Source organism: Sphingomonas sp. (assembly GCF_019746665.1).
GTDB lineage: Bacteria > Pseudomonadota > Alphaproteobacteria > Sphingomonadales > Sphingomonadaceae > Sphingomonas.
Genome location: NZ_JAIERS010000012.1, coordinates 1 through 26,601 on the forward strand (window position 1 = coordinate 1; position 26,601 = coordinate 26,601).

Genomic DNA, 26,601 nt, shown 5'->3' on the forward strand with positions numbered 1-26,601 from the left:
GAGGTCACCACCGGGGCTTCGTTCTGGTTGGTGACCGCGATGGTCACCGGCCTGCTGCTGGTGATGCTGCCGTCGCTCGCGTGGACGACGATGCTGTAGACGTTGTCGCCATCCCGGTCGCGCGGGGTCTCGTAGTCCGGCGCCGCCTTGAACCGCACCTCGCCGGTCGTGGGGTCGATGGTGAACAGCTCGGCGTCGTCACCGCTTAGCGAGTAGGTGAGGGTGGTCCCCGCGTCGGGGTCGGTGGCTTGCGCGGTGTACACGACGCCAGCGCCGTTCTCGGTGAAGCTGGCTTGTCCGGGCGAGGTCACCACCGGGGCTTCATTCTGGTTGGTGACCGCGATGGTCACCGGCTTGCTGCTGGTGATGCTCCCGTCGCTGGCATGGACGACGATGCTGTAGACGTTGTCGCCATCGCGGTCGCGCGGGGTCTCGTAGTCGGGGGCGGCCTTGAACCGCACCTCGCCGGTCGCGGGGTCGATCGTGAACAGGTCGGCGTCGTCGCCCGAGAGGCTGTAGGTGATGATCGCGCCGGCGTCCTGGTCGCTCGCGCGCACGACATAGACGATGCCGGCCGCATTCTCGACGACGCTCGCCTGATCGCTCGAGCCGATCAGCGGCGCGTGGTTCGCCGGGGTTTCGGACGTGGCGGGGGCCGAGGGGCCGTGCTCGCCGCCACCAAAGGCTTCGATCGGCAAACGCGCGGCGCCCATCGCTAGATTGGCGATCGGGGCCGCGGCGGTCGCGATCGGCGGCGTATCGGTCACCGCCGCGAACCCCGTCCGCGCAGCCCGGGGCAGCAGCGCGCCCACCTCGATCGGCGCGAGTACCGGCGCAGCCACGCCCCGCCCCGGCGACGCGCTGTGCGGCAGCGGATTTTCCAGCGCGGTTCCCGGAGCAAGCCCCTCCAGCACCGAGACAGGCGGGCGCAGGGCGAAAGCTTTGCTGGACGTGACCGCGCCAGCGGCGGACGACCAGCTGGCTAGGCTATGCGTGCCAAGGTGCAGCAGCGTTACGTCGGGCAGGATCGAGGAGGTCACCGCGATCGGCGCGGTGTTGATGAGCCGGTTGTTCAGCCGATTTGCGCCGTCGGAAGTTTTGCCGGCGATGGTTTCCAGCATCTGCCGCGCGGTCGCGATGTCCTTTCCGTCTTGGCTGCTCACGCCAGTCGCCGCCTCCCGTCATGGAGCCCGGCGCATCGCGGCCTGGCGCGATGCCGGCGGCGGCTGGGCTCCGCGCGTCCGACCCTGCCGCGAACACGCTATCCGCGTAACGATAGCGGTGGTGCCGTTAAAAATTTGCCCACGAAGCAGCCGGGGCCGGCCCGACCCGCTTTGGGCCGACGCTGGACGGATCATTAACCATTCCGCGATAGCCCCGCACCGTGGCGGCACTGACCGTCGACCATAACGGGAGCGATTGCGGTGCAAGCGGAAGCACACGCCGAGACGGGAATGACCCCGCCGACGAGCGGGTGGCGGAGCTTTGCCGATATCGCCGCTGTGATGGGCATATGGAAGCGCGGCCTGCTGCTGTCCGCGGTGGTGCTCAACATTCTGGGTCTCGCCTTGCCGCTCGCTATGTTGCAGCTGTTCGACCGGATCATTCCCAGGGCCGCGGTCGAAACGCTCGCGATGATCGTGATCGGGCTGCTGGCGGCGTTGTTGTGCGAGGCGGCGCTGCGGATCGCGCGATCGATCATTATCGCCTGGAACGGCGCGCGCTTCGATCACAAGACCTCCACGCACCTGGTCGCCTGCCTGCTCGATGCGCCGCTGCGCGCGGTGGAAGCGCAGCCGATCGGGGTTCACATGACGCGGATGAACAGCGTTGAGCCGGTACGCGATTTCTACAGCCAGCAGCTGGCGTTCCTGTTCGCCGATGGCATCTTCATCATCATTTTCATGGCGTTGATGTACTACATCGCCGGCTGGTTGGTGCTCGTGCCGCTGGCGATGGTCGCGATCTATGGCGCGCTGGCTTGGGTGACCGGCGACGCGCTCCATCGGGCGCTGGTGTCGCGCAAGGAATTCGACGATCGGCGCTACAACTTCATTTTCGAGGTGTTGTCCTCGATCCATTCGGCGAAGGCGCTCGCGATGGAGCAGGCGCTGCAGCGCCGCTACGAACGCCTGATCGCGGGCTGCGCGACGCCGGCATGGCGGGTCAATTATCTCAGCAGCCTCGCCGAGAGCTATTCGGCGAGCTTCTCGCTGGCGACCTCGATCGCGGTTGGCGCGGCGGGGGCATGGTTCGTCATCAACGACCAGATGAGCGTCGGCGCGCTCGCGGCGGTTACCATGTTGTCGGGCCGTTCGGTCCAGCCGCTGCTGCGCGCGCTGGGGCTGTGGCACCGCTTCCAGTCGGTGCGCATCAACGTGCAGAACCTGGAGAAGGTGGTCGCGATGCCGCGCGAAAACGCGGCGGCGGCGATCGCGCTTGATCACTTCCAGTCGGCGACGGTGGCCGACGTTCACTTCGCCTATGAAGGCGCGGCGGCGCCGGTGTTCGAAGGCGTCGCGCTGTCAATCCAGCGCGGGGAAACGATCTCGATCTCGGGCGCCAACGGCAGCGGCAAGACGACCTTGATCCGTTTGCTGGCGGGCGATCTGGCGGCGGGGGTCGGCGAGATCCGCGTCAACGACCGCCCAATCGATGACTTCGATCACCAGTCGCTGCGCCGGCGGATTGCCGTCATCCCGCAGCACTGCATGTTGTTGCAGGGCACGGTGCTCGACAACCTCACCCGCTTCGACGTCGACGCCAATCTCGATCAGGCGCTCGAGCTCGCGGCCCGGCTTGGGCTCGACCGCTTCTTCGCGGCGCTGGCGGATGGCTATGAGATGCAGGTCGGCGACGGGCGCTCGCATATCCTGCCGAGCGGGGTGATCCAGCGCATCGGCATGGTGCGCGCGCTGGTCGGCCAGCCCGAGCTGATCCTGTTCGACGAAGCCAACATGTCGCTCGATCAACATGGGGACAAGCTGGTCCGTGAACTGCTGGCCTCTTACAAGCAGGACTGCGGCATCGTCATCGTCAGCTTCCGTCCCTCGCTGCTCGCGATCGCCGATCGCCATTTCGAGATCCGGGAGCGGCGGATCCAGCCGGCCGCCGGCGTTCCCGCCGGAGGGCGGGGATGAGCCAGAACGCGGCCGAGCCCATCGACGCGCGCGCGTTGCAGCAACAGCTGAGCGAGCGGCTGGGCGCCGAGGCGCTGCTCACCGCGGCGCCGCACCGGCTGGCGGAAACGCTATGCGGCGGCACCGGCGCCGATCTGGGCTCGCACGGGCCGTTCGCGGCGTGTTTGGTCCCGTGGCTCAGCGCGCTCGGCTGGCGCAGCCATCCCCGGGATTTGGCGGAGGCTCTACCCTACTTCGCCAAATCACTGTCGCTGACCGATTTGCTCAACGTCCTGGCGACGCTGGGATTTGTCTGTCGTAGCACCAAGGTGCGGCGCGGCGCCGTCGACCCCCGGCTGATGCCGGCGCTGCTGGTGACGCGCGGGGGCGAGCCGCTGGTGGTGTTGGGCGAAACCGAGACCGGCTGGCGCATTTGGGACGGCGCAGGCCAGCTTGAGCGCGAGGTCGCCCCGCGCGACCTGGACGGGGTGCTCCATACCGTTGTCCGCCGCGTCGACGATCGAACCAAGGACGAGCAGCCCCATTCCCGTAGCTGGACGGCGCGGCTGTTCGGCCGGTTTGCGCCCTCGTTCCGGCAATTGCTGGCGATTTCGCTGTTCACCAACTGCATCGCGATCAGCGCCTCGTTCTTCATGATGGCAGTTTACGACAAGGTTATCCCCACCCGGAACGGCGGCACCCTGCTGTTCCTGGCGCTGGGCATGGGCGTGTTCGTGCTGGCCGACGCGGTGCTGCATCAGGTGCGCGCGCGGATCGTCGCGCATGTGGGCGCCCGGGTGGAAACGCTGGTCGCCACCGCGACCTTCCGCCAGCTGATCGAACTGCCGACCGCCGCGATCGACGGCGCGCCGGTCAGCGGCCAGATGTCGCGGCTGCGCGAGTTCGACAGCATCCGCGATCTGTTCACCGGCCCGATGGCGAGCGTGGCGCTGGAGCTGCCGTTCATTTTGCTGTTCGTGGGCGTGATCTGGTTCATCGCCGGCCCGGTCGTCTGGGTGCCGGTGGTGATGATCGCGCTCTATGGCTTGGCCGGCCTGTTGATCGAGCCGGCGCTGCGGCGCGCGCTGCGGCGGTCGTCGGTCGCGCGTGCCAAGCGCCATTCCTTCCTGATCGACATGCTCAACAACATGGCGACGGTGAAGCAGCTTTCGGTCGAGGCGCTTTGGAAGAAGCGCTTCGACGAACTTTCGGGCAACCTCGCCTATTCGCATTTCCGCGTCACCCAGCTCAGCCAGCAACTGCAAACGGTTACCCAGGCGATCACGATGGCGGCGGGGGCGAGCGTGATCGCCTGGTCGGCGCTCCGCGTGATCGACGGCGATATGTCGCTCGGCGGCATGATCGCGACGATGACGCTGGTGTGGCGGCTGATCTCGCCGATTCACAGCCTGTTCCTGGCGCTGTTGCGGCTGGAACAGGCCAAGCTTTCCGCCAAGCAGCTCAACCACCTGATGCGCCTGCCGACCGAAACGCGCCGGCGGACGGGCCGCATCCAACGCAACATCGTCGGCGAAGTGCGCTTCGATCGCGTGAGCTTCCGCTACAGCGCCGCCGCCGATCCGGCGTTGCTGGGGGTGAGCTTCAAGGTGCCGCCCGGCTCCTTCGTCGCGATCACTGGCGGCAACAGCTCGGGCAAATCGACCTTGCTGTCGCTGATCCTGGCGTTGCACCGGCCCCAGGCGGGCGGCATCTTCATCGACGGGGTCGACATTCGCCAGTCCGACGCGGTCGCGATGCGGCGGGCGATTGGCTACGTACCCCAGAATGCCGAGCTGTTTCACGGCTCGATCCTCCAGAATCTGCGCCTGGGGAACCCGATCGCCACGCTCGAGGAAGTGGAGCAGGCCTGCGCGACAATCGGTATTCTCGACGCTATCCGCGCGCTGCCCGAAGGTTTCGACACCCATGTCGACGATCATTCGCGCGAGCGGTTCAGCGCCGGCTTGCGCCAGGGGCTGGCGATCGCGCGGGCGCTGGTGAAGCAATCGCGGCTCCTGCTGCTCGATGAATCGGCGCAGCTGCTCGATGCCGAGGCTAGCCAGGCGTTCGAGCGGATGCTGCTCAGGCTGAAGGGAAAGACCACGATCATGCTGGTGACGCACCGGCCGAGCCACATGGCGCTCGCCGATCAGATCCTCGTTCTCGAACAGGGCCAGGTTACCGGCCTGGGAACCCCGGAGACCATCATGCCCGAATACATGGCCCGACGGATGCAGCAGGGAGCGGCAGCATGAATGCTCCGGTCGACTTTTCCGACGCCCATGCGACCGCGCGGCCATTGAGCGGCATGACGACGCTCAGCCGCGTCGCCAATGTCTTTCGCGGCGAGGGTGCCGATATGACGCGCAGCCAACAGCTGTTGCCGCGCTCGATCGCGCTCGCCGAACTGCCGCCGCCCCGCGCCTCGAGCCGGGTGGTGTGGCTGGTGTCGGTCACGATCATGGCGTTCGCCGCCTGGGCGTCGCTGGTCCCGCTCGATGAGCTGGTCTCGGCGCCTGGCGAGGTGCTGCCGCGTCTGCAGGTGCAACCCGTGCAGCATCTGGAAGGCGGCATCATCGACCGGATCGACGCGACCGACGGTGCCGAGGTGAAAAAGGGCGATCCGATCGTCACGCTGGATGGCGCGGCCGTGCTGGCCGACCTGCAGCGGGCGAAGGCGCGCCGCGATGCGCTGGCGCTCCAGTCCGATCGCCTGCTTGCGTTCAGCACCGGGCGCCGCCGCGCCGCATCGGGCACCCCGGCCGCCGATCTGGCGGCGGGCGAGGCGGTCGTGCTCTCGGCGCAGCGGGAAAGCCGTGCGGCGCAGCTCGCCGTCGCGGCGTCGCAGGCGACCGAAAAGCGCCATGAGGTGGAAGCGTTGCGCGGCCGGGAAGAAGGACTGCGCCGCCAGATCGAGCTGCTGAAACGCGAGATGGCCGCGCGCAAGCCGCTCGTCGATCGCGGGTTGATCTCTTCGCTCGCCTATCTGGCGCAGGAACGCGAATTGACCCGGCTTGAAGGTAGCCTGGCGGAAACGATCGGCGATCGCCGCCGCTCCGAAAGTTCGGTGCTGGAGGCACAGCGCAACGGGCGCGAGATCGACCAGCGGCTGCGGGCCGATGCGCTCAACGATTATGCCTCGGTCGCCGGGCAGCTCGCCCAGGCCGATCAGGAAGTGAAGCGGCTGGAAAGCCAGGCACAGCGGCTGGTGGTCCGCGCGCCGATGGCGGGTGTCGTCAAGGGTCTGACCGCGATCAGCCTGCGCCAGGTGATCGCCCCCGGCGGCGTGATCGCCGAGGTAGTGCCGCAAAGCGGGCCGATGGTCGCGATGGTGCGCGTGTCCCCGGCCGAGATCGGCCATGTCCGCGTTGGCAGCAAAGCGGTCGTCAAGGTCGCGACCTATGATTTCGCGCGCAACGGTGGGGTGAACGGTGTGGTCGATTACGTGTCGGCATCGTCGTTCGTCGATGACAAGGGCAATAGCTATTTCAAGGCACGGTTGCGGCTGATGCACAACTATGTCGGCGCCAGGCAGCAGAATTTCGTTCTGAAGCCGGGCATGACGGTGGTCGCCGACATCAAGACAGGCTCGAAGACGCTGACCGAATATCTGTTCAAGCCGGTTTCGCGCGCGCTGGATGGCGCGTTTCACGAACGCTGAAGATTAGCGTAGGACGCTTTTAAACCACGCCCCCTCGGCGTGCGAATACAAGGGGACGTGCTGAAGCCCGATCCGCTCGGCTAGACAGCGCGGCATTCGCCGAGTCGCGCCCCGCCGCCGCGGGGCGCCGCTCAGCTTTCGAGCGAGGCCGCGAAGCTTCGGATGGCGGCCGCGATCTCCGCCGCGCTGTCCTCCTGCAGAAAATGCAGGCCGGGCACGGTGACTTCGCGCTGATTGGCCCAGCTCCGGCAATAATCGCGCGCGGGGCCGACCAGGATCGAGCCCGGATCGGCGTTGATGAACAGCTTCGGCGTCGGGCTGGTGCGGTGAAATTCGCCGTAGCGGCGCGCTTTTTCGACGATTTCGCGCGGCTCGCCGTCGAGCGGGATCTGGCGTGGCCAGGCGAGCATCGGCCGGCGATCCTCGCCGCCGGCCACGAACGGACGGCGATATTCGTCCATCTCGGCCGCGCTCAGCTCGCGCATCACCGATCCGCGCAACACGCCCTCGATGAACAGGTTCTTCTCGAAGATCAGCTTTTCCCCCGCCGGCGAGCGGAACCCTTCGAAGATCGCCCGGGCGTTTTCGGGCCAGTGCGTCCAGGTCATCGGCGTGACGATCGCCTCCATATAGACGATCCCGCTCACCCGGTCGGCATGATCCATCGCCCATTGCAGGCCGAGCGAGGAACCCCAGTCATGGATGACGAGCAGGATATCGTCGCCCAGATCGAGTTGATCCCACAGCGCGCTCAGATGGGCATAATGCACGTCCCAGCTGTAGCGGGCGTCGCCTTCGCCGGAGATCTTTTCGGAATCGCCCATGCCGATCAGGTCGCACGCGACGAGCCGCCCAAGCCCCTCGCAGCCGCGCATGATGTTGCGCCACAGATAGCTGGAAGTCGGGTTGCCGTGCTGGAAGACGACCGAGCGGCCGCTCCCCTCGTCGATATAGGCCATCTGGCGGCCCAGCACGTCTCGGGTCCGCTTGGCGGCGAAGGGTTGTTCTGACAGGGGGATGGTCATCGCGATGATCTCCATGATCCGATTAACGCGCGCACGGCTGTAGCGTACGCTTCAATCGCGACCCGCGCTAGCGGCCCTGGAACACGGCGGGGCGGCGCTGCATGAACGACATGATCCCCTCGGCCGCATCGGCGCTGCCCATCACCCGGTCGCGCACGGTCGCCACCGCCGCGATCGCCGCCTGCTCGCCACCCTCGATATATTTGCGTCCCGCCTCCTTGGTCACCTGGATGCCGAGCGGCGCGTTGGCGACGATCGTCCGCGCCAGCGTCATCGCGCGCTCCACCTGCGTACCGGCCGGCACCACTTCCTGCACCAGCCCGATCCGATAGGCCTCCTGCGCGCCGAACTCGTCGCACAGGAACAGGTGGTACATGGCATTCCCCCAGCCGGCGCGGGTGATGTAGCGGAAATGCGCGCCGCCCAAGGGCGCGATGCCGCGCTTCGATTCCATCTGGCAGAAGCGGCTGTCATCGGCGGCGACGACGATGTCTCCCGCCAGCGCCAGTTCGATGCCGATGGTGAAGCAGATGCCTTGCACCGCCGTCACGATCGGCTTGCGGCACTGGTTCTTCAGCCCGAACGGATCGATCTGCCCCTCGGCGAGCGGCTTGGCGGTGGCGCCGGGACCGAAGAATTTGGGCATGTCGAGCCCGGCGGTGAAATGCTCGCCCTCGGCGCACAGCACGCCCGCCCACAGCGCATCGTCCTGGTCGAGCAGCGTCAGCGCGGCGGCGAGCTGCTCCATCATCTCGGGAATGAAGGCGTTCTTCTTGGCGGGATTGTCGATGATGATCTTCAGAATGTGATCGTGGCGCTCGTGGCGTACCTGCGCGGCGCTTTGCTCGGTCATGGCCGTCTCTCTCCTTGTTGTCGGTGGTAGGGGCAGGGGGGTGTCACACCGAGGTGACGCCGCCATCGACCGCCAGCGTCTGCCCGGTGATGTGCTTGCCGGCGTCGCTGGCGAACAGCAGCACGGTGCCCTTCAGATCCTGATCGTCGCCGATGCGGCCAAGCGGCGCGGCCTTGGCGAAATGCTCGACACCCAGTTTCTCGAACGTGCCCTTGGTCATGCGCGAGGGGAACATGCCGGGCGCGATGGCATTGGCGGTGATGCCGTATCGGCCCCAGGATGCCGCCAGCGCGCGGGTGAAATTGATGACCGCGCCCTTGCTGGTATTGTAGGCGATCAGCCCATCGGCCCCGCGCAGCCCCGCGATCGAGGCCATGTTGATGATCCGGCCATAGCGGTTGGGGATCATCGACAGCTTGGCGATCCGCTGCGACAGGATGAACAGCGCGCGGATGTTGAGATTCATGATCTTGTCGAACGCATCGATGGGGTGGTCCTCGGTCGGCGCGCCCCAGCTCGCTCCGGCATTGTTGACGAGAATGTCCACCTTGCCCAGCCGGTCGATCGCGCTGTCGGCGAGCGCGAAGATCGCCTCCTCGCGGCTATTGTCGGCCACCACATAGGATACGTCGATTCCCCGGCCCTGGAGATGCGCCTGCGCCTCCGCCAGATCGGCTTCCTTGCGTGACGAGATCACCAGCCGCGCGCCGAAATCGCCGAGCGCCTCGGCGATCTGGACGCCGAGCCCGCGCGAGCCGCCGGTGATGAGCGCGGTCTTGCCGGTAAGATCGAACAGTTTGGTGGGGTCGGTCACGATCAAAGTCCTTCCTGCAAGGAGGTGGCCTGGAGACGGGCGGTCAGAAATCGGCGGCGGCGAGCGCCATCAGCGGCGCGGCGCCGGTGCGCGCGGCGGCGAGGTGAGTGTCGATCTGCGGCATTTCGCGCAGTGCCCAGAAATTGCCGATGGTGATCTTGCGCTCCAGGAACGCCGGATCGCCGTCCTGCCGGGCGAGCGCTTCGAGCGCCGCCACCCCGATCCGCCCCCACATGAAGCCGATCGCGACGATGCCGAAGATCGCGAGGACGTCGCTGGCGATCGCGCCGATCGCGTTCCGATCCTCGCCCGCCGCCGCCAGCAGCGCGAGCGCCTGCCGCAACCCGGCGAACCCGGTGGCGAGTGCCGCGCTTTGGTGGCGCAGCGTCTCGTGCGCCGCCATCGCGCCGAGCAGCGCTTCGATCTCCTCGATGAAGCTCGCGACGCCGCGCCCGCCTTGCGCGGGCAGTTTGCGGGTGACGAGATCAAGCGCCTGAATGCCGTTGGCGCCCTCGTAAAGCTGGAAGATGCGTCCGTCGCGGACCTGCTGCTCGACGCCATTGTCGCGGATATAGCCGTGGCCGCCAAAGACCTGGACGGCGAGATTGGAGGCTTCGAACGCTTTGTCGCTGCAGTAAGCCTTCACCACCGGCGTCATCAGCGAGGCGAGCGCGCCGGCGGTCGCGCGGCGATCGGCGTCGGGGCTGAGCGCCTGTTCGTCGAGCAGCAGCGATACCCACAGCGCAAGCGCCCGCGCCCCTTCCAGAAAGGCCGCCTGCTTCAGCAGCATCCTGCGCACGTCGGGATGGACGATGATCGGATCGGCACGGCCACTTCCGCGTGCGGCGGGATCGGCGGCCCGGCCCGACAGCCGCTCCTTCGCGTAACTCGCGCTTTTGGCATAAGCGGCGGCGGCGGTCGCGATCGCCTGGACCCCGGTGCCAAGCCGCGCGCCGTTCATCATGTCGAACATCGCGCTCATCCCGCTCGACTTCGACGCCGCCGGGGCATCGGCCTTGGTGCTGCCGAGCTTCCACCCGATCGCGCCATCGAAGTTGAGCACGGTCGTCGCGCTGCCCTTCAGGCCCATCTTGGCCTCGAGCCCGCCGACCGAGATGCCGTTGCGACGCCCGGTCAGCCGGCCCTCGTCGTCCAATTCCATCTTGGGGACCAGGAACAGTGCCACCGTCGCCAGATCATCGACATAGCGACCATCGGCGTCGGGCAGCTTGGCGAGCACCAGATGGATGACATTGTCGGTCAGATCATGGTCGCCGCCCGAGATGAAGATCTTGGTGCCGTCGATGCTGAAGCGGCCGTCGGGCAGCGGCGTGGCCCGCGTCGCCATCAGCCGCAGATCAGTGCCGCAGGCGGGTTCGGTGAGGCACATCGTGCCGGTCCAGGTGCCCCGGACCATCTGGGGAACGATATGCGCGCGCATCCAATCGGACCCGGCGCGGGCGATGCTGTGCATCGCGCCGCGGGTGAGGCCGGGATAGAGGAGCAGCGCGGCATTGGCGCAGGAAGCAATCTCGTTCACCGCGGTGCCGATCACCCCGGGCAAGCCCTCGCCGCCGAGCGCCGCGCTGACGGTGAGGCGGTTCCACCCCGCGCCGCAATAAGCGTGATAGGCATCGCCAAAGCCCGGCGGCGTCCGCACCACGCCGTTTTCCAGGGTGCAGCCATGACGATCGCCGACGGCGTTGAGCGGTTCGAGCACGCCGCTGGCGAACTCCGCCATCGCTTCCACGATCGGCCGAGTGAGATCGGGGGTGAGATCGGCGAAGCCCGGCAGATCGCCGCGCCGATCGATGCGCAGCACATCGTGCAGCAGGAACATGAACTCATCCACCGGGATGCCGCTCGATCGAGCCATCGTCTTCTCTCCCGCCTTGACCATCACCCCATCTGCATGATCTTCGCCATGCTCGCTGGGGCGTGTCGTTCGCTTTTTATCGTCAAACTCGCTATTGGTGACCGTGCTTGCAACAGCATGATAAGCATCATGCAGAGAGTCAAGCCGAAGGAATTGAGGAACGGGCATGGGTCATTCACGGGCGGAAAAGGCGCAGAGCCGGGAGCGCATTCTGAGCATCGCCGGGCAGATCATCCGCGAGCGCGGCATCGACGCGATCAGCATCGCCGATCTGATGAAGCAGGCCGGGCTGACCCACGGCGCCTTCTACGTCCATTTCGCATCGCGCGACGCGCTGATCGCGGCGGCGCTGGAGCGTGCCTTGCAGGATGGCGAGGCAGCCTCGGCCGCGGGCAATCGCAGCGGCGGCAAGCGCACGGTGAAATCGATCGTCAACGGCTATCTCAGCCGCGCGCACCGCGATGGCCCCGCCGCCGGCTGCGCGGTATCGTCGCTGTCGGGCGAGGTCGCGCGCAGCGGGGCGCTGACCCGCAAGATCATGATGGCCAAGTTGGATCGCTATTTCGAGAGCATGGCCGCCGCCAGTACGTCAGCCTCGGACGATCCGGCGCGCGCGCGGGACTTCGCGATGGGCGCTTGGTCGACGATGGTCGGCGCGATCATCCTGTCGCGCGTCTTCGCCGGCGACCCGAAGGCCGACCAGATCCTGCTCGCGGCGCGCAACGTGATCCTTACGCTCGACGGGCAAATCGAGCCCGACCGGCCGACCGAGCCGACGCCCGAAGCGACAGGAAAGACCCTGATGTAAACCCCATTGGGCATCGCGCCGAAAGGTCAGGCGCATCGTGTCGAGCAACGCGCCCGCCCTCTGCTCGCGCTCGCGCACCTTGTGGCGCATCACGGCATCACCAGGCAGCAGGCCAAGCCCGGTGACGTTGTCGAGATACTCGGCGATCGCAACCGTCTTGGCGGTGTGGACGACGCCGTCGAGCTTGAGGACGGGCAGTTCGCCGGTCGGCGAATGGTCGGCGATCGTCCGCGGCAGCGTCGCGTAATCGAGGTCGATGAAGCTGATCTCGCGCCCGTTGGTGCAGCCCCTGTCCGCGACGAACAGCGGCAGGCCGGCGATCCCCAGCCCGGCGAGAGCCGCCGCGCGGTGCGCTTCGATCGTCGTCAGCGCGAGCGTGGGTGGCGCGTCGCCGAAGCTGGCGCGCAGCCAGCGCGACAGGCCGATATTCTCGAACGCGTCTGTCCAGCCGATAAAGCCAAGTCCTTCCGCATCGGCGTTGCGGGCGGCGTAAAGCGCCATCCGAATAGCGCCGAGCTTGCTGATCCGATACGGACCCTTGACTGGCCGCCTGAAGCGGACGGCGAGCGTCACCTCGCCGTCGAGCAGGTCGCGCTCGGCGGGCGCGGCGTCGATCGCGAGCCTCGGCGGGTGAGTAGGGCGGGCGAGATACGGCAACACAATCCAGTTCGCGACGATTTCGGTCGTGGCGATCCGCGCTGGCGCGGGCCGCGCGATATGTTTGGGGGCGGCGGCTGCCGCACACCGTTCTACGGGTTGCCGTGGCTCCTGGTCCGCGCCAGCGGCTCAGGCGTTTACCGCCGCCAGCACGCCTTCGAGCAATCGCCGCCCGTCGGTGCCGCCATGCGCGGGCTCGATCCGGCGCTCGGGGTGCGGCATCATGCCGAGCACATTGCCGCGCGCGTTGAGCACGCCCGCGATGTCGCGCGCCGACCCGTTGACCTGCTCGGCATAGCGCAGCGCGACGCGGCCTTCGCCCTCCAGCCGGTCGAGCGTCTCGGCATCGGCGAAGTAATTGCCGTCATGATGCGCGACCGGGATCACGATGCGCTCGCCTGCGCGGCAACGGCTGGTGAACAGGCTTTGCGCATTCTCCACGGTGAGCGCCACGTCGCGGCAGACGAAGTTCAGGCCCGCGTTGCGCATCAGCGCGCCGTGGAGCAGGCCGATTTCGGTGAGCACCTGGAAACCGTTGCACACCCCCAGCACCGGCACGCCGCGCTCCGCCGCCGCGACGATCGCCGGCACGATCGCCGATCGCGCCGCGATCGCGCCGCAGCGCAGATAGTCCCCGTAGGAGAAGCCGCCGGGCAGGGCGATCAGGCCGAGGCCTTCGGGCAATTCGGTGTCGCCATGCCACACCATCGCCGGCTTCGTGCCCGTCACCGCCTGGAGCGCGACCGCCATGTCGCGATCGCAATTGGAGCCCGGGAAGACGATGACCGCGGTTTTCACGCCCGCTCGACCCGGTAATTCTCGATCACGGTGTTGGCGAGCAGCTGGCGGCACATCGCGTCGATCTGGTCATCGCTGGTATCGTCGGCGACCTCGAGCTCGAACACCTTGCCGGCGCGGACATCGGCCACGCCGGCGAAGCCCAGGCCGTCCAACGCCTTGTGGATCGCGCGGCCCTGGGGATCGAGCACGCCGGGTTTCAGGCTGACGATGATGCGCAGTTTCATGGCGCGCGCTATGCCGTGCGCCGCGCCGCCGCGCAACCTTACTTGCCGCGCTGCTTGCGGTGGGTTTCCAGGTCGAGCACGGTGTTGTCCGCGCCCTCGGGGAGCAGGCCCAAACGGCGCGCGACCTCCTGATAGGCCTCCATCTCGCCCCCCAGATCGCGCCGGAAGCGATCCTTGTCGAGCTTTTCGCCGGTCGCCATGTCCCACAAGCGGCAGCCATCGGGGCTGATCTCGTCCGCCAGGATGATGCGGCTATAGTCATTGTCCCAGATGCGGCCAAATTCGAGCTTGAAGTCGATCAGCCGGATGCCGACGCCGCCGAACAGGCCGGAGAGGAAATCATTCACCCGGATCGCCAGATCGGCGATGTCGTGCATCTCTTCCTGGCTGGCCCAGCCGAAGCAGGCGATATGTTCCTCGGTGATCATTGGATCGCCGAGCGCGTCGTCCTTGTAATAATATTCGATGATCGTGCGGGGCAGCGGGGTGCCCTCCTCGATCCCGAGCCGCTTCGACAGCGAGCCGGCGGCGACGTTGCGCACCACCACCTCGATCGGGATGATTTCCACCTGGCGGATCAGCTGTTCGCGCATGTTGAGCCGGCGAATGAAGTGCGTCGGCACCCCGATCATCGCGAGCAGGGTGAAGACATGCCCCGAAATCCGGTTGTTGAGCACGCCCTTGCCGTTGATCGTGCCCTTTTTCTGCGCGTTGAAGGCGGTCGCGTCGTCCTTGAAATACTGGATCAGCGTGCCGGGTTCGGGCCCCTCATAGAGGATCTTCGCTTTGCCTTCGTAAATCTGGCGGCGCCGGGCCATGGCTGTTCCTGAAATGCAACGCCCCGGCCGCAGGGAGCGCGGGGCCGGGGCTAAGGGGCTCGTATATAGCGCGGTTCCAGCCCCCGCGCAACGGCGGTCAGGCTTCAGGTCACCGCGCGACGGGTGGCGAAGCGCGGCTCCGCCCAGGCGCCCCGAGCGATCACCTCGGCCAAAATCATGCCCGCGCGCGCCACGTCTTCGTGCGACAGATAGAGCGGGGTCAGGCCCAGCCGCAGAATGTCGGGCGTGCGGAAATCGCCGATCACGCCGCGCTCGATCAGCGCCTGGCACAGTTCATGGGCGTGGGCGTGGCGGAGCGCGATATGGCTGCCGCGCCGTGCCGGATCGCGCGGCGAGACGACTTCCAGCCCCAGGCCATCGGCGGTGGCGGCGAGTTGATCGAACAGCCGCGCGCTCTTGGCGGCGAGCAGCGCGGGATCGGCTTCGAGCATCAGCTCGACTCCCGCTTCGAGCGCGGCGAGGCCGATGATCGGCGGGGTGCCGGCCAGCCAGCGGCGGATGCCGGGGGCGGGGGCGTAGCCATCGGTGAAGTCGAACGGCGCGGCATGGCCCATCCACCCCGAGAGCGGATTGTGGAGCGCGGCCTGATGGCGCCCGGCGACGAACAGCCAGGCCGGCGCGCCCGGGCCACCGTTCAGAAATTTATAGCCGCAACCGACCGCGAGATCGGCGCCCGCCGCGTTCAGGTCGATCGGCACCGCGCCGATGCTGTGGCTCAAATCCCAAAGCACGCGCGCCCCGACCGCGTGAGCTTGCGCGGTCCAGGCGGCGAGATCGAATCGCGCGGCGGTCTTGTAATGGACATGGGTGAGCAGCAGCAGCGACACGCTTTCATCGAGCGCCCCGGCGAGCTGGTCGCGCTCGACGACGCGCAGTGCCGCGCCCGGCACCGCCGCCACCGCGCCCTCGGCGATGTGGAGATCGGTCGGGAAGTTCCCGGCCTCGCTCAGCAACACGCCGGGCCGCGCGCGCAGCGCGGCGACGATCAGCTTGTAAAGGTTCACCGAGGTCGAATCGCACGCGATCACCTCGCCGGGCGCGGCGCCGATCAACCGGGCGATCTTGTCGCCGATGCGGGTTGGCGCGTCGATCCAGCCTTCATTCCAGCCGCGGTTCAGGCGTTCACCCCATTGCCGCTCGGTCAGCTCGGCCACCGCCGCACGAGCGTCGTGGGGCAGGGGGCCGAGTGAGTTGCCGTCGAGATAGATCACGCCTTCGGGCAATGCGAAGCGCGCGCGAAAAGGCGCGAGCGGATCGGCCGCGTCAAGCGCGCGCGCCTCGTCCAGCGTCACTCGAAACTCCGCGCGATCAGGGTGACGCTCTGCTTCCAGGCGGTGCTTTCGGGCGCGATCAGTTCGACATGGCCGGTCTGCGGCACCCGCACCAGCGCGACCGGATCGCCCGCCGCCCGCGCCGCTTCAAAATAGCCCAGGTTCAGCCGCATCGGGATGATCCGGTCATTCTCCCCCGCGACGATCCACTGTTCGGCGCCGAGCGGGAGCAGGCGCGGGACCGAGGTATCGGCGAAGGCATTGGGTCGCTCGCCGACCAGCTTGCCGACGACTTCGGTGCCGCAGCCATTGTCGGGGCTCGCCGCGACGGCTTCCAGATCGGGCAGGCCACCCAGGCTCACCACCGCCGCGATCGGCAGCGGGCTCGCGCTCCGCAGCGGGCTGTCGGCGGGCAGCTTGCCGCGCCCGGCGAGCCACAGCGCGAGATGCCCGCCCGCCGAATGGCCGACCGCGACGATGCGCCGCGTATCCAGCTTGAACCGCGCCGCGTTGGCCCTCAGCGCGTCGGCGGCGGCGGCGACATCGGCGAAGGTGCCGGGATAGCCGCCGCCCGCGCGATCGATTCCACGATAATCGACGTTCCACACCGCATAGCCGCGCCCGCGCAAATCCTCCGCAAGCCAGTTCATCAGGCTGCGATCGGCGATGCTCGTCTGCCAGCAGCCACCATGAACCATCAGCACGGTCTTGTGCGGCCCCGGCCCGGCGGGAACCCAGACATCGACCTTCTGCTCGGGTGCCGGGCCATAGGCGATCGTCGCCTGGGGCGCCGGGCGCGGACGGCTCGTCAGGTCCGGCCAGGTCAGCGGTTTCCAATCGGCCATGCCGCCCAGAAGCAGCATGGCGGCGGCGAGGGCAAGGCGGCGCATGACCGTGCCGTAGCCGAGCACCGCGCCGCCTGCCAAGCTCAAGCCAATGCCGCGTTGAGCCGCCGCCGGCCCCACCGCCAGGCGAGGAACAGCGCCGCCGCCACCAACACCCAGGGCAAGCCGCCCGCGACGAGGAGCAGCATCAGTGCCAGCAGCGCGCTCAGGCTGTCGCGCCCGATCGCATAGCCATTGGCGAGCGGGCTATCGCCATCGAACCACCCGGTCGCGAGCGGGCGATAATCGAAATGCATCGGCGTCACCGCCAGCTGGGCGCGGGCCGAGCGCGTTGCCACCGCCTGCTCGCGGCCATTGGCGCGCAGATTCTGGGCGCGTTGCTGCAGCTCGACCCGCTCGCGGGCCGGCAGCCCGGGCTGGGCGAGGCGACGCGCGATCTCCGCCAGTTCCGCCCGTTGGCTCTCCTGGGCGGCGGCCAGATCGGTCAGTCGTGACTGCTGATCCTCCGACTCGATCCGCGCCGAAAGGAGCCTGCCGCCCAGCTGGCCGAGCGTGGCGCTCGCCTTGCTGCCGAAGCCGCGCGCGAGCTGGGGGGCGATCGCCAGATCGAGCGTGGCGCGGGGCGCCTGCGGCTTGCCGTTGTCGAGCGTCATGCTGGTCACCACGCATTGGTCCGGCCCCAGCGCCTCGCACGCCTGGGCATGGCGCTCCTGCGCGGCGGCGATCTGCGCGGCGGGGGCGGCGAAGCTGTAATCATAGCTGAAGCTGCGCCCGGCGACCGCCCTCACCCCCGGCGTGGCGATCGCGACCCGATCCTCGAGCGCCTCGCCGGCGGTATTGCTCTCCACTTTGTTACAGCCCGCAAGGGCGATTGCCACCAGCATCAGAAGTCGACGCATCGCATCCTCTCCGCTCATCGTTGCGATGCGCGTATATCCTATCGTTTGAATAGGAGAAAGCGCTTTTGCCCCATTTTCGCCTTATTTGGGCAGGGCAGATCGGTGCCGCGTTTCCCCGCGTCCCCGCAGCAAGCGTACGAGCGATAGGGCAGTCTTGTGAATAGCTGCGCTCAGGGCACGATGATGCTCAGCCCAGGCGGCGCTTTCATAGTCGTTGTTCAAGGCCGGTCTCCACATCGTCGGCGGCCTTGTGCCATCGCCAGACGCGATGGCGCCAACAAAAGGCTGGACCTTCAACACAAGCCACACTTATGAATAGCGATGCGCTCGCTGCCGCCGCTCGCCGCCATTCGGGCCTTTGAAGCCGCCGCCCGGCTGCGCCACTTTTCGCGCGCGGGCGAGGAACTGGGCATCAGCCAGGCGGGCATCAGCTACCAGATCAAGCTGCTGGAGGAGCGGCTGGGGGCGCCGCTGTTCACCCGCAACGGTCGCTCGGTGGCGCTGACGCCGCTCGGCGAGCAGATCGCGCCGCGGATCAGCGCCGCGTTCGATGCGCTCGACGCCGCTTTCGCCGCCGCGCGCGACGATGCCGCGCGGCTGGTGATCACCGCGAGCATCAGCTTCGCGACCAACTGGCTCGCGCCGCGCGTGTCGCGTTTCCAGCAGCGCCATCCCGAACTCGCCGTGCGGCTGCTGATGAGCGACGCGATGCTCGATCTCGGCCGTGGCGAGGCGGATGTGGCGATCCGCGTCGCGCGCCAGCCGCCACCGGGGCTGGAGGCGCGGCGCCTGATGCGCACCGGCCTGATGCCGCTTGCGAGCCCGGCGCTGCTCCAACGCCATCCCCGCGTCACGACGCCCGACGATGTCATGGCGCTGCCCCGGCTGTCGCCCGATGATTGCTGGTGGGATTTTTGGGCGGAGGCCGCGGGCGGCGGCCCACCGGCGCCGCAAGCCGGGCGGATGAGCTTCGAATCGCAATTGCTCGAAGGATCGGCGGCGCTGGCGGGAGAAGGGGTCGCGATCCTCAACGTCGGCCTTTGGGGACCGCAGATCGCCGCCGGCCAGCTGGTCGCGCCGTTCGCCAAGGTCGCTTATGCGCCTGATTCCTATTGGCTGTGCTGCCCGCCCGAACGCGCACGCAGCGGCAAGGTGCGCGCGTTGCGCGCCTGGCTCGCGGCGGAGATCGCGGCCTGCGACGATCCCTTCGGCGTATTCGCCCCAGGATAGCGCGGCGCGTGCCGCCCTGCTACGGCGACACGCAATGACCACCGATACGCTGCCGACCCCGATCCAGGATACGCCTTTCGATACCGCGCTATCCGAACGCTATCTCGTCTATGCGCTCTCGACGATCACCGCGCGCTCGCTGCCCGATGTGCGCGATGGGTTGAAGCCGGTGCATCGCCGCCTGCTCTGGGCGATGCGCGCGCTGCGGCTCGATCCGGCGCAGGGCTATAAGAAGTGCGCGCGCGTCGTCGGCGACGTGATCGGCAAATACCACCCGCATGGCGATGCGAGCGTCTATGACGCGATGGTGCGCTTGGCGCAGGATTTCGCGCTGCGCTATCCGCTCGTCGACGGGCAGGGCAATTTCGGCAACATCGACGGCGATGGCGCCGCCGCCTATCGCTATACTGAGTGCCGGCTGACCCAGGTCGCGATCGACCTGATGGCGGGGCTCGACGACGACGCCACCGATTTCCGCCCGACCTATAATGGCGAGGAGCAGGAGCCCGAACTGTTCCCGGGCATGTTCCCCAATCTGCTGGCGAACGGCGCGAGCGGCATCGCGGTCGGCATGGCGACCAGCATCCCGCCGCACAACGCCGCCGAACTGCTCAACGCCGCGATCGCGCTGGTCGATGATCCCGAGGCGGACGTGCTCGCCTTCGTCCAGGGGCCCGATTTCCCGACCGGCGGGCGCGTGGTCGATAGCGCCGCGGCCATCGCCGAGACCTACGCCACCGGGCGCGGCGCGTTCCGGGTGCGGGCCAAGTGGCACGTCGAGGATCACGGCCGGGGCACCTGGGCGGCGATCGTCACCGAAATCCCCTATGGGGTCCAGAAGGGCAAGCTGATCGAGGCGCTGGCGACGATCGTCAACGACAAGAAGCTGCCGATCCTGGCGGACGTGAACGACGAATCCGACGCCGAAATCCGCATCGTCCTCGAACCGCGCGCCCGCACGGTCGATGCCGACACGCTGATGGAGAGCCTGTTCCGCCTCTCCGATCTGGAAGTGAAGGTTCCGCTCAACCTCAACGTGCTCGATGCGCAGCGCACGCCGCGCGTGATGAGCCTGAAGGCCGCGCTCCAGGCCTGGGTGGCGCACCAGTTCGTCGTGCTCGAACGCCGCACCCGCCACCGGCTTGGCAAGATCGCCGACCGGGTGGAGCTGCTCGACGGCTATCTCGTCGCTTATCTGAACCTCGACCGCGTGATCGAGATCATCCGCACCGAGGATGAACCCAAGTCGGTGATGATCGCCGAGTTCTCCCTCACCGATCGCCAGGCCGAGGCGATCCTGAACATGCGGCTGCGATCCTTGCGCAAGCTGGAGGAGATGGAGCTGCGCGGCGAGCGCGACACGCTCGTCGCCGAGCGCCAGGGGCTCGAGGAGCTGCTGGCGAGCGAGGCGTTGCAGCGCGCGCGGCTGAAGGCGGACATGGCGGTGATTCGCGATCGCTATGGCCCCGAAACCGCGCTCGGCAAGCGCCGGACCGAGATCAGCGAGGCGGGGCCGGTCCGCGAAATCCCGCTGGAGGCGATGATCGAGCGCGAGCCGATCACCGTCATCCTCTCGCAGCGCGGCTGGGTGCGCGCGATGAAGGGGCATATCGATCTCGCCTCGGCCGAAGCGCTGAAGTTCAAGGAGGGCGACGGCCCCGGCTTCGCCTTCCACGCGCAGACCACCGACAAGCTGCTGCTCGCCGCCGAGACCGGGCGCTTCTACACGCTCGCCGCCGACAAGCTGCCCGGCGGGCGCGGCTTTGGCGAGCCGGTGCGACTGATGATCGACCTGGAGAGCGACACCGGCATCGTCGCGCTGTTGCCGGTGAGCCAGGCCGAGCGGCTGCTGCTGGCGGCGAGCGACGGGCGCGGCTTCATCGCCCTCGCGCGAGAACTGGTGGCGGAGACGCGCAAGGGCAAGACGGTCGTCACCCCGCGCCCCGGCGCCAAGCTGCGCCGCGTCCACCCGATCGGCCCCGCGCATGATTATGTTGGCGTGATCGGCGACAACCGCAAGCTGCTCGTCTTCCCGCTCGCCGAACTGCCGGAGATGACACGCGGGCAGGGGGTGCAGCTGCAACGCTATCGCGATGGCGGGCTGTCGGACGTGACGAGCTTCACCTACGCCGCCGGGCTCAGCTGGGCGATGGGGGGCGAAACCGGGCGGACCCGGACCGAGGCGGACATGAACGCCTGGCGCGCGGCGCGCGGCGCGGCGGGGCGGATGCCGCCCACCGGCTTCCCGCGCGACAATAGCTTCGGGGCGCGCTGACCCCCCGCATTTTCCCCAAGGGCGCGGTTCACAGCGTCTTAATCCTTTGAGATTAGCCGCTGAAATGATGGCTCCACGTGTGCCCCGGTCGCTTACTGCACTCGATCCGCTTCCAATCGCGGCGGCGGAGCCGTTTGCCGCGTCCGAACTCGACATGATGACGCGCCGCGCGGTCGAGCTGCTGCCGATCCCGGCGGTGGTGCTGCGGCTGGCCAACGGCCGGTTCCGCATCGAGGCGAGCAACGACGCCTATCTCTCCGCCCGGATCAGCGGCGAGGACGAGCGCCCGCCGTTGGTCTCGCTGCTGGCGGGGCGCATCCAGGCCTTCCTGGCGGGTGGCGACGCGCGCGATCACTTCCCCTGGCAATTCGGCGAGGCGGTCGAGGCACGCTATTACGAGGTGCATCTCGCCCGCGCGGTCGAGCGCGAGGGGTGCCCGCGCTGCCTGGTGACCTTGCTCGATCACACCGCGCAGCGCCGCACCGAGGCCAATCTGCGCCGCGAGATGCTGACCGACAGCCTCTCCGGCCTGCCCAACCGCGCGGGGTTCACCGACCTGCTCGAGCAGACCTTGGGCGCCGATCCGCACACCCGCGCCAACTATGCGGTGGTGGTGGTGAACCTCGATCGCTTCAGCCGGGTGAATGCCTGCCTCGGCTCGCTCGCCGGGGACGAGCTGCTGATCACCGTCGCCCGCCGCATCCGGGGCGCGCTGCGCAGCGGCGACACGCTCGCCCGCCTGGGCGGCGACGAGTTCGGCATCCTGCTCTCGCTCGAAACAGGGCGCGACGACGCGGCTCATGTCGCCAAGCGCATCCAGGCGGCGCTCACCACGCCGTTCCGCCTGGCCGATTTCGAGATCCGGGTGTCGTGCTCGATCGGCATCGCCTTTGGCGCCGATCCGATCGACGACGCCGAGGATCTGATCCGCCACGCCCAGTTCGCGGTGAAGCGTTCCAAGACGAGCGGGGTCGCCGAGGCCTATCATCGCGGCGCCTTCGCCGCAGCGCGCGAGCAATTCGGGCTGGAAACGGCGCTGCGCCGCGCGATCGACGCGCAGAAACTGCGGCTCACGTTCCAGCCGATCATCGATCTTTCTACCGGCAAGATCACCAGCTTCGAGGCGCTGAGCCGCTGGCGGACCGATGACGGGCAGGATCATTCGCCCGCCGATTTCATCCCCGTCGCCGAAGAATCGGGGCTGATCGTGCCGCTCGGGCGCTGGGCGCTGGCCGAAGCCGCGCGCACGCTCGCTGAATGGGATCGGCGCGCGGGCGGCGATTGCGGGGTGCGCGTCGCGGTGAATATCTCGGCGATCCAGCTCCAGCGCGACAATGTGCCGCTCGCGGTGGAGCAGGCGCTCGCCGGCGCCGGGCTCGACGGCAAGCGGCTGACCCTGGAGCTCACCGAAAGCGCGCTGATCGGCGATCCCGACCGCGTCGCGCAGACGATGCAGGCGCTGAAGCGGCTCGGCGCGACGCTGGCGATGGACGATTTCGGCACCGGCTATTCGAACCTTGCCTATCTGCAGAAGCTGCCGATCGACGTGCTCAAGATGGATCGCAGCTTCGTGACCGGGATGCTCGCCGATCGCGACAAGATCGCGATCGTGCGCGCGATCCTCGGCCTCGCCCAGGCGCTGGGGATGCACACCACCGCCGAGGGAATCGAGACCAACGAGCTTGCCCAGACGCTCGCCGCCTTGGGGTGCAGCTATGGCCAGGGCTATCTCTATGCCCGCCCGCTCGAAGCGGATGAAGCCTATGCGCTGTTGAGCGCCGCCAGCGCCTGAGCGACGCCCTCGTCGCGGATGGCGGCGAAACGGTCCCCGCCCGGAAAATCCTCCGCCACCCAGCGCGCCTCGATCGCGCGGAGCGTGCGCGCGACATCGGGGCCTTTGCGCAGGCCGCGCGCGACCAGCTCGCCGCCCGACAGCGGCAGGCGCGGCACCGGCCAATCGGCGATGATCCGCCAGCTCGATAGCGCCTCATCGGCCGCCGCGTGCAGCGCGAGCCGATCGGCGGCCCCTTCGAGCCCCAGCTGATAAGCGAGCGCCCGGGGCGTGGCGAGCACCGGCTCGACCGCCGCGATCAGCCGCTTGCGTTGCGCGTTGGAGAGCTTCAGCCGCGCGCCGATGGTGTCCGCGAGCGCCGGATCGTCCGGCAACAGCGCCGCGAGCCTGCGGATCGCATGGGGGGGAAGGCCCACGGCGCGCTCGAACGTGGCGACTCTCGCCAGTCGATCCGCGCTGATGATCTCGGGCAGCACCGGGCGAAAAATCCCGTGCGCGATCATCAGCGCGACCGTCTCCGGCGCGGCGGCGGCGACCAGCAGCTTGAGCAGCTCGTCCGCCACGCGCTCGCGGCTCAAAGCCATCAGGTCGTTGGCGCGCGCGGTGCAGGCGGCGAGCCCGCCGGGGTCGATCGCCGCGCCGAACCGCGCCGAGAAGCGGAAGAAGCGCAGGATGCGCAAGTGATCCTCGGCGATGCGCTGGAGCGGGTCGCCGATGAAGCGCACCCGCCGCACCGCCAGATCGTCGAGCCCGCCGAAATAATCATGCACCGCGCCGCTCGACGGATCAGCGTAGAGCGCGTTGATCGTGAAATCGCGCCGCGCCGCGTCCTCGCGCCAATCGTCGGTGAAGGCGACCTCGGCGTGGCGGCCATCGGTGCTGACATCGCGGCGCAGCGTCGTCACCTCGACCGGACCATCGGGCAGCACGGCGGTGATCGTGCCGTGGGCGAGGCCGGTCGGCACCGCTTTCAGCCCCGCCGCGCGCACCCGCTCGATCACCGCTTGCGGGCCGAACCTCGTCGCGATGTCGATGTCGTGGACGGGCAGCCCGAGCAACGTATCGCGCACCACGCCGCCGACGAAGCGCGCCCCGTCCGCCCCGGCATCGAGCGCGGCGCACAGCGCGGCGAGGCCCGCCCGGTCGCGCCACGCGGCGGGCGGCAGCACCACGCTCATGCCAATCGCCGCGCGAGATTGACGATCATCGCCGCGGTCGCCCCCCAGATGCGTCGTTCGCCCCAATACATTTCGAAGAAAGTCCGCTCACGCCCCTGCCACATCAGGCTGGCGACGCGGTGATTGGCCGGATCGAGCAGAAAGTCGAGCGGCACCTCGAACACATCGGCGACTTCGCCCGCATTGGGGGTGAAATCGAGATCGGGCGGCACGATCGCGACGATCGGGGTGACGGCATAGCCGGTGCCGGTGTGGTAGCGATCCGCCGCGCCGATCACCCGGGGCAGGTGGCGGGGAAGGGCGATCTCTTCCTCGGCCTCGCGCAACGCGGCGGCGACGGCGTCGGCATCCTCGGGATCGATCCGCCCGCCGGGAAAGGCGACCTGCCCGGGGTGACGGCGCATCGTCGCCAGCCGTTGGGTCAGCACCACGCCCGGTTCGGCGCGATCGGTGATCGGCACCAGCACCGCCGCTTCGGTCAGCGGCGGTCCCTCCGCGATCGGCTCGCGCGCGTCGCTCAGCAGCAGATCGGCGGGGGGCGCCCCGGCGAGCGCCGAGCGCAGGCGCGCTTCAAGGCTCATGCCGGGTCGAGCGCGAAGAAGGCGCCGTCGCTCCAAACCCCGCCATCGCTCTCGATCGCGCGCTCGGCGAGTTCGTAATAAACGGGGCGCGCCAGCACCGCCTCCAGCCCGCCGCGCACATGCAGATAGGGGCGCGGCCCCTCGGGCGTGGCGGCGAGGCGCAGGGGATGGTCCGGCCCCGCCGTCACCAGATCGCCGGTGTTGAGCCGGAACGCGAGCCGTGCGGCGTCGCCTTCCCCTTCCGCCTTCATCTCCACCGCGACGAAGGGCGCGTCCTCGACGTCGATCGTCAGCTTCTCGACCGGCGTCACCAATACGAAGCCGCCATCCGCCTCGCGCCGTAGCAGGCGGGAAAAGAGCCGAACCATTGCCTCGCGCCCGATCGGGCTGCCCTGATGATACCATTGGCCGTCGCGGGCGATCCGCATGTCGCTATGCCCGCAATGCGCCGGGTTCCAGCGCTCGACCGGCGGCAGGCGCTGCTCCTCGACCAGCCGCGCGACATCGGCGAGCGACAGCGCGGCGAGATCGGGGGGTGGCGGCATCGGCATGGCTCGCGACTTAAGCAGCCGCGCCGCCAGCGTAAAGCCTCACGCCGGGCCGAGCATCCCGGCTTGGTCCGCTACCGGGCCGCGCGCGAGCAGGCGGTGGCGCTCGACCGGCCCGGGCGCGCGCCACTGGCCGGTGCGCGCGGCGGTGAAGCCGAAGCGGCCATAATATTCGGGATCGCCGATCAGCATCAGCGGGGCGTCGCCGGCGGCGGCGAGCAGCGCGCGCATCAGCGCCGCGCCATGGCCTTCGCTCTGCCGCTCGGGCGCCACCGCGACCGGGCCGACCATCACCAGCGGCACGCGCGTCCCATCGTCAACGGCGAGGGTAATGGGAAAGGCGAGCAGCGCCGCGATCAACCCGCCCGCGTCGCTCAGCGCGAAGCTCAACCCCGCGAGCGGCGCGGCATCGGCGCGAATCGCATAGGCGGTGCGTCGCCGCCGGTCCGCCCCGAACGCACGATCGAGCAGCGCCTCGATCGCGGGGAGCGGCACGGTGGCGAGCGGCTGGGGCGCGATGGCAGGTCTCCGAAAATGGTGGGGGAAGTGGACGGCGGCGCGCGCGCGCCATAGCCTTGGCCGCCGGCAACGCAAGCCGGGGCGGGAGATGTCGATGAAACTTTATGATTCGCCCTGGGCGCCGAGCCCGCGCCGCGTCCGCATCTATCTGGCGGAAAAGGGAATCGAGGTCGAGCGGGTGACGATCGACCTGCGCCAGGGCGAGCATTTCCAGGAAGCCTATCTGCGCGTGAACCCGCGCGGGGTGGTGCCCGCGCTCGAACTCGATTCGGGCGAGGTGATCTGCGAATCGAGCGCGATCTGCCGCTATTTCGAAACGCTGCACCCCGAACCACCGCTCTTCGGCGCGACAGCGCTCGACAGCGCCCGGATCGAGAGCTGGACAAGGCGGATCGAAAGCGATGGCTATGCGGCGGCCGTCTATGTGTTCCGCAACAGCCGCCCGGCGATGGAGGGGCGGGGGGTGCCCGGCCAGTGGCCGCCGATCCCGCTGATCCCCGAACTCGCGACACGCGGCACGATCATGTGGGGCGCCTTTCTCCACACGCTGGAGACGCGGCTGGCGCAGAGCCCCTGGATCGCGGGCGACTTCTTCAGCTTCGCCGATATCAGCGCGCTGGTGACGATGGATTTCGCCAAGACCGCCAAGCTGCCCCAGCCCGCGCCCGATTCGGCGCTCGGCCGCTGGTATGCCGCCGCGAGCGCCCGGCCGTGCGCCCAGGCCTGATCCCACTTTGCGCGCCGCGTCGCGATGCTCTAAGGGGCCGCGCTTTGGCGAAGGAGACA

The 26,601-nt window shown here is 68.5% G+C and carries 23 protein-coding genes and 1 pseudogene; 8 read left to right on the forward strand and 16 right to left on the reverse strand.

Features of this window, described 5'->3' with window-relative positions:
• Positions 1-1,163, reverse strand: a 1,163-nt coding sequence (locus K2X73_RS08340; RefSeq protein ID WP_294109900.1) for a cadherin repeat domain-containing protein, incomplete at its 3' end; no start/stop codon positions are given.
• Positions 1,164-1,454: 291 nt separating this feature from the next.
• On the opposite strand from K2X73_RS08340, the gene K2X73_RS08345 reads away from it, so the two are divergent.
• The 3 genes from K2X73_RS08345 to K2X73_RS08355 are packed head-to-tail and all read left to right on the forward strand — an operon-like array spanning position 1,455 to position 6,780.
• A complete protein-coding gene (locus K2X73_RS08345) occupies positions 1,455-3,140 on the forward strand; it encodes an ABC transporter transmembrane domain-containing protein (protein ID WP_294109902.1) in 1,686 nt (561 codons plus the stop codon).
• A complete protein-coding gene (locus K2X73_RS08350) occupies positions 3,137-5,374 on the forward strand; it encodes a peptidase domain-containing ABC transporter (protein WP_294109903.1) in 2,238 nt (745 codons plus the stop codon). The genes K2X73_RS08345 and K2X73_RS08350 overlap by 4 nt, the downstream gene beginning before the upstream one ends.
• Positions 5,371-6,780: an HlyD family type I secretion periplasmic adaptor subunit gene (locus K2X73_RS08355; RefSeq protein WP_294109905.1), complete on the forward strand. Its 1,410-nt coding sequence runs from the start codon at positions 5,371-5,373 to the stop codon at positions 6,778-6,780. Before K2X73_RS08350 ends, K2X73_RS08355 begins: the two co-directional genes overlap by 4 nt.
• A gap of 131 nt (positions 6,781-6,911) precedes the next feature.
• On the opposite strand, the gene K2X73_RS08360 is transcribed toward K2X73_RS08355, so the two are convergent.
• The 4 genes from K2X73_RS08360 to K2X73_RS08375 form a co-directional block, all read right to left on the reverse strand.
• Positions 6,912-7,805, reverse strand: coding sequence for a haloalkane dehalogenase (locus K2X73_RS08360; RefSeq protein ID WP_294109907.1), 894 nt, complete (start codon positions 7,803-7,805; stop codon positions 6,912-6,914).
• 67 nt (positions 7,806-7,872) lie between these two features.
• Complete coding sequence (locus tag K2X73_RS08365; RefSeq protein WP_294109909.1) at positions 7,873-8,658, reverse strand: crotonase/enoyl-CoA hydratase family protein; 786 nt, start codon at positions 8,656-8,658, stop codon at positions 7,873-7,875.
• A gap of 43 nt (positions 8,659-8,701) precedes the next feature.
• Positions 8,702-9,472, reverse strand: coding sequence for an SDR family oxidoreductase (locus tag K2X73_RS08370; protein ID WP_294109911.1), 771 nt, complete (start codon positions 9,470-9,472; stop codon positions 8,702-8,704).
• A gap of 43 nt (positions 9,473-9,515) precedes the next feature.
• Positions 9,516-11,348 carry an acyl-CoA dehydrogenase C-terminal domain-containing protein gene (locus K2X73_RS08375; RefSeq protein ID WP_294109913.1) on the reverse strand — a complete coding sequence of 611 codons (1,833 nt, stop codon included), beginning with the start codon at positions 11,346-11,348 and terminating at the stop codon, positions 9,516-9,518.
• Positions 11,349-11,514: 166 nt separating this feature from the next.
• Here K2X73_RS08375 and K2X73_RS08380 point away from each other — a divergent pair, with 166 nt between their 5' ends.
• A complete protein-coding gene (locus K2X73_RS08380) occupies positions 11,515-12,156 on the forward strand; it encodes a TetR/AcrR family transcriptional regulator (RefSeq protein WP_294109915.1) in 642 nt (213 codons plus the stop codon).
• A gap of 255 nt (positions 12,157-12,411) precedes the next feature.
• Here the strand turns inward: K2X73_RS08380 and K2X73_RS08385 are convergent.
• From K2X73_RS08385 to K2X73_RS08415, 7 genes and pseudogenes are all read right to left on the reverse strand, one after another.
• A pseudogene (locus tag K2X73_RS08385) lies at positions 12,412-12,873 on the reverse strand (LysR substrate-binding domain-containing protein); the annotation flags it as partial.
• A gap of 69 nt (positions 12,874-12,942) precedes the next feature.
• The gene (gene purQ / locus K2X73_RS08390; protein WP_294109916.1) at positions 12,943-13,611 is read right to left on the reverse strand and encodes a phosphoribosylformylglycinamidine synthase subunit PurQ; all 669 of its coding nucleotides are present in this window, start codon (positions 13,609-13,611) and stop codon (positions 12,943-12,945) included.
• A complete protein-coding gene (gene purS / locus K2X73_RS08395) occupies positions 13,608-13,838 on the reverse strand; it encodes a phosphoribosylformylglycinamidine synthase subunit PurS (RefSeq protein ID WP_294109918.1) in 231 nt (76 codons plus the stop codon). Before purS ends, purQ begins: the two co-directional genes overlap by 4 nt.
• Before the next feature lie 38 nt (positions 13,839-13,876).
• A complete protein-coding gene (gene purC / locus K2X73_RS08400; RefSeq protein WP_294109920.1) occupies positions 13,877-14,656 on the reverse strand; it encodes a phosphoribosylaminoimidazolesuccinocarboxamide synthase in 780 nt (259 codons plus the stop codon).
• Between the two features lie 104 nt (positions 14,657-14,760).
• On the reverse strand, positions 14,761-15,969 hold the full coding sequence (locus K2X73_RS08405) for an aminotransferase class V-fold PLP-dependent enzyme (protein WP_294109923.1): 1,209 nt from the start codon (positions 15,967-15,969) through the stop codon (positions 14,761-14,763).
• Positions 15,966-16,838 (reverse strand): alpha/beta hydrolase, encoded by an 873-nt coding sequence (locus tag K2X73_RS08410; protein WP_294109925.1) that lies wholly within the window; start codon positions 16,836-16,838, stop codon positions 15,966-15,968. Before K2X73_RS08410 ends, K2X73_RS08405 begins: the two co-directional genes overlap by 4 nt.
• 38 nt (positions 16,839-16,876) lie before the next feature.
• On the reverse strand, positions 16,877-17,692 hold the full coding sequence (locus K2X73_RS08415; RefSeq protein ID WP_294109927.1) for a hypothetical protein: 816 nt from the start codon (positions 17,690-17,692) through the stop codon (positions 16,877-16,879).
• Positions 17,693-18,013: 321 nt separating this feature from the next.
• Here K2X73_RS08415 and K2X73_RS08420 point away from each other — a divergent pair, with 321 nt between their 5' ends.
• The 3 genes from K2X73_RS08420 to K2X73_RS08430 all read left to right on the forward strand — a co-directional run bounded on the left by K2X73_RS08420 (position 18,014) and on the right by K2X73_RS08430 (position 22,989).
• Positions 18,014-18,922, forward strand: a complete 909-nt coding sequence (locus K2X73_RS08420) for a LysR substrate-binding domain-containing protein (RefSeq protein ID WP_294109929.1) — start codon at positions 18,014-18,016, stop codon at positions 18,920-18,922.
• Positions 18,923-18,956: 34 nt separating this feature from the next.
• Positions 18,957-21,197, forward strand: a complete 2,241-nt coding sequence (gene parC, locus K2X73_RS08425; protein ID WP_294109931.1) for a DNA topoisomerase IV subunit A — start codon at positions 18,957-18,959, stop codon at positions 21,195-21,197.
• A 64-nt stretch (positions 21,198-21,261) separates the two neighbouring features.
• Positions 21,262-22,989, forward strand: coding sequence for an EAL domain-containing protein (locus K2X73_RS08430; RefSeq protein ID WP_294109933.1), 1,728 nt, complete (start codon positions 21,262-21,264; stop codon positions 22,987-22,989).
• Here the strand turns inward: K2X73_RS08430 and K2X73_RS08435 are convergent.
• From K2X73_RS08435 to K2X73_RS08450, 4 genes are read right to left on the reverse strand one after another with little or no spacing between them, the layout of a single operon-like run.
• On the reverse strand, positions 22,959-24,167 hold the full coding sequence (locus K2X73_RS08435) for a CCA tRNA nucleotidyltransferase (protein ID WP_294109935.1): 1,209 nt from the start codon (positions 24,165-24,167) through the stop codon (positions 22,959-22,961). The genes K2X73_RS08430 and K2X73_RS08435 overlap by 31 nt on opposite strands.
• Positions 24,164-24,748 (reverse strand): CoA pyrophosphatase, encoded by a 585-nt coding sequence (locus K2X73_RS08440; protein WP_294109937.1) that lies wholly within the window; start codon positions 24,746-24,748, stop codon positions 24,164-24,166. The genes K2X73_RS08435 and K2X73_RS08440 overlap by 4 nt, the downstream gene beginning before the upstream one ends.
• On the reverse strand, positions 24,745-25,299 hold the full coding sequence (locus K2X73_RS08445; RefSeq protein ID WP_294109938.1) for a DUF1285 domain-containing protein: 555 nt from the start codon (positions 25,297-25,299) through the stop codon (positions 24,745-24,747). The genes K2X73_RS08440 and K2X73_RS08445 overlap by 4 nt, the downstream gene beginning before the upstream one ends.
• 39 nt (positions 25,300-25,338) lie before the next feature.
• On the reverse strand, positions 25,339-25,791 hold the full coding sequence (locus K2X73_RS08450) for an N-acetyltransferase (protein ID WP_294109940.1): 453 nt from the start codon (positions 25,789-25,791) through the stop codon (positions 25,339-25,341).
• A 118-nt stretch (positions 25,792-25,909) separates the two neighbouring features.
• Here K2X73_RS08450 and K2X73_RS08455 point away from each other — a divergent pair, with 118 nt between their 5' ends.
• Positions 25,910-26,542, forward strand: a complete 633-nt coding sequence (locus tag K2X73_RS08455) for a glutathione S-transferase N-terminal domain-containing protein (protein WP_294109942.1) — start codon at positions 25,910-25,912, stop codon at positions 26,540-26,542.
• Positions 26,543-26,601 lie beyond the last annotated feature (59 nt).

What these genes read in the sequence shown, in the direction of transcription:
- K2X73_RS08355 (WP_294109905.1), top strand. Translation starts at nt 5,371, where the DNA reads ATGAATGCTCCGGTCGACTTTTCCGACGCCCATGCGACCGCGCGGCCA.
- K2X73_RS08420 (WP_294109929.1), top strand. Translation starts at nt 18,014, where the DNA reads ATGCGCTCGCTGCCGCCGCTCGCCGCCATTCGGGCCTTTGAAGCCGCC.
- K2X73_RS08375 (WP_294109913.1), bottom strand. Translation starts at nt 11,348, where the DNA reads ATGGCTCGATCGAGCGGCATCCCGGTGGATGAGTTCATGTTCCTGCTG.
- K2X73_RS08365 (WP_294109909.1), bottom strand. Translation starts at nt 8,658, where the DNA reads ATGACCGAGCAAAGCGCCGCGCAGGTACGCCACGAGCGCCACGATCAC.
- K2X73_RS08455 (WP_294109942.1), top strand. Translation starts at nt 25,910, where the DNA reads ATGAAACTTTATGATTCGCCCTGGGCGCCGAGCCCGCGCCGCGTCCGC.
- K2X73_RS08345 (WP_294109902.1), top strand. Translation starts at nt 1,455, where the DNA reads ATGACCCCGCCGACGAGCGGGTGGCGGAGCTTTGCCGATATCGCCGCT.
- K2X73_RS08360 (WP_294109907.1), bottom strand. Translation starts at nt 7,805, where the DNA reads ATGACCATCCCCCTGTCAGAACAACCCTTCGCCGCCAAGCGGACCCGA.
- purC (WP_294109920.1), bottom strand. Translation starts at nt 14,656, where the DNA reads ATGGCCCGGCGCCGCCAGATTTACGAAGGCAAAGCGAAGATCCTCTAT.
- K2X73_RS08440 (WP_294109937.1), bottom strand. Translation starts at nt 24,748, where the DNA reads ATGAGCCTTGAAGCGCGCCTGCGCTCGGCGCTCGCCGGGGCGCCCCCC.
- purS (WP_294109918.1), bottom strand. Translation starts at nt 13,838, where the DNA reads ATGAAACTGCGCATCATCGTCAGCCTGAAACCCGGCGTGCTCGATCCC.
- K2X73_RS08380 (WP_294109915.1), top strand. Translation starts at nt 11,515, where the DNA reads ATGGGTCATTCACGGGCGGAAAAGGCGCAGAGCCGGGAGCGCATTCTG.
- K2X73_RS08435 (WP_294109935.1), bottom strand. Translation starts at nt 24,167, where the DNA reads ATGAGCGTGGTGCTGCCGCCCGCCGCGTGGCGCGACCGGGCGGGCCTC.
- K2X73_RS08415 (WP_294109927.1), bottom strand. Translation starts at nt 17,692, where the DNA reads ATGCGTCGACTTCTGATGCTGGTGGCAATCGCCCTTGCGGGCTGTAAC.
- K2X73_RS08430 (WP_294109933.1), top strand. Translation starts at nt 21,262, where the DNA reads ATGATGGCTCCACGTGTGCCCCGGTCGCTTACTGCACTCGATCCGCTT.
- K2X73_RS08350 (WP_294109903.1), top strand. Translation starts at nt 3,137, where the DNA reads ATGAGCCAGAACGCGGCCGAGCCCATCGACGCGCGCGCGTTGCAGCAA.
- K2X73_RS08410 (WP_294109925.1), bottom strand. Translation starts at nt 16,838, where the DNA reads ATGCGCCGCCTTGCCCTCGCCGCCGCCATGCTGCTTCTGGGCGGCATG.
- K2X73_RS08445 (WP_294109938.1), bottom strand. Translation starts at nt 25,299, where the DNA reads ATGCCGATGCCGCCACCCCCCGATCTCGCCGCGCTGTCGCTCGCCGAT.
- parC (WP_294109931.1), top strand. Translation starts at nt 18,957, where the DNA reads ATGACCACCGATACGCTGCCGACCCCGATCCAGGATACGCCTTTCGAT.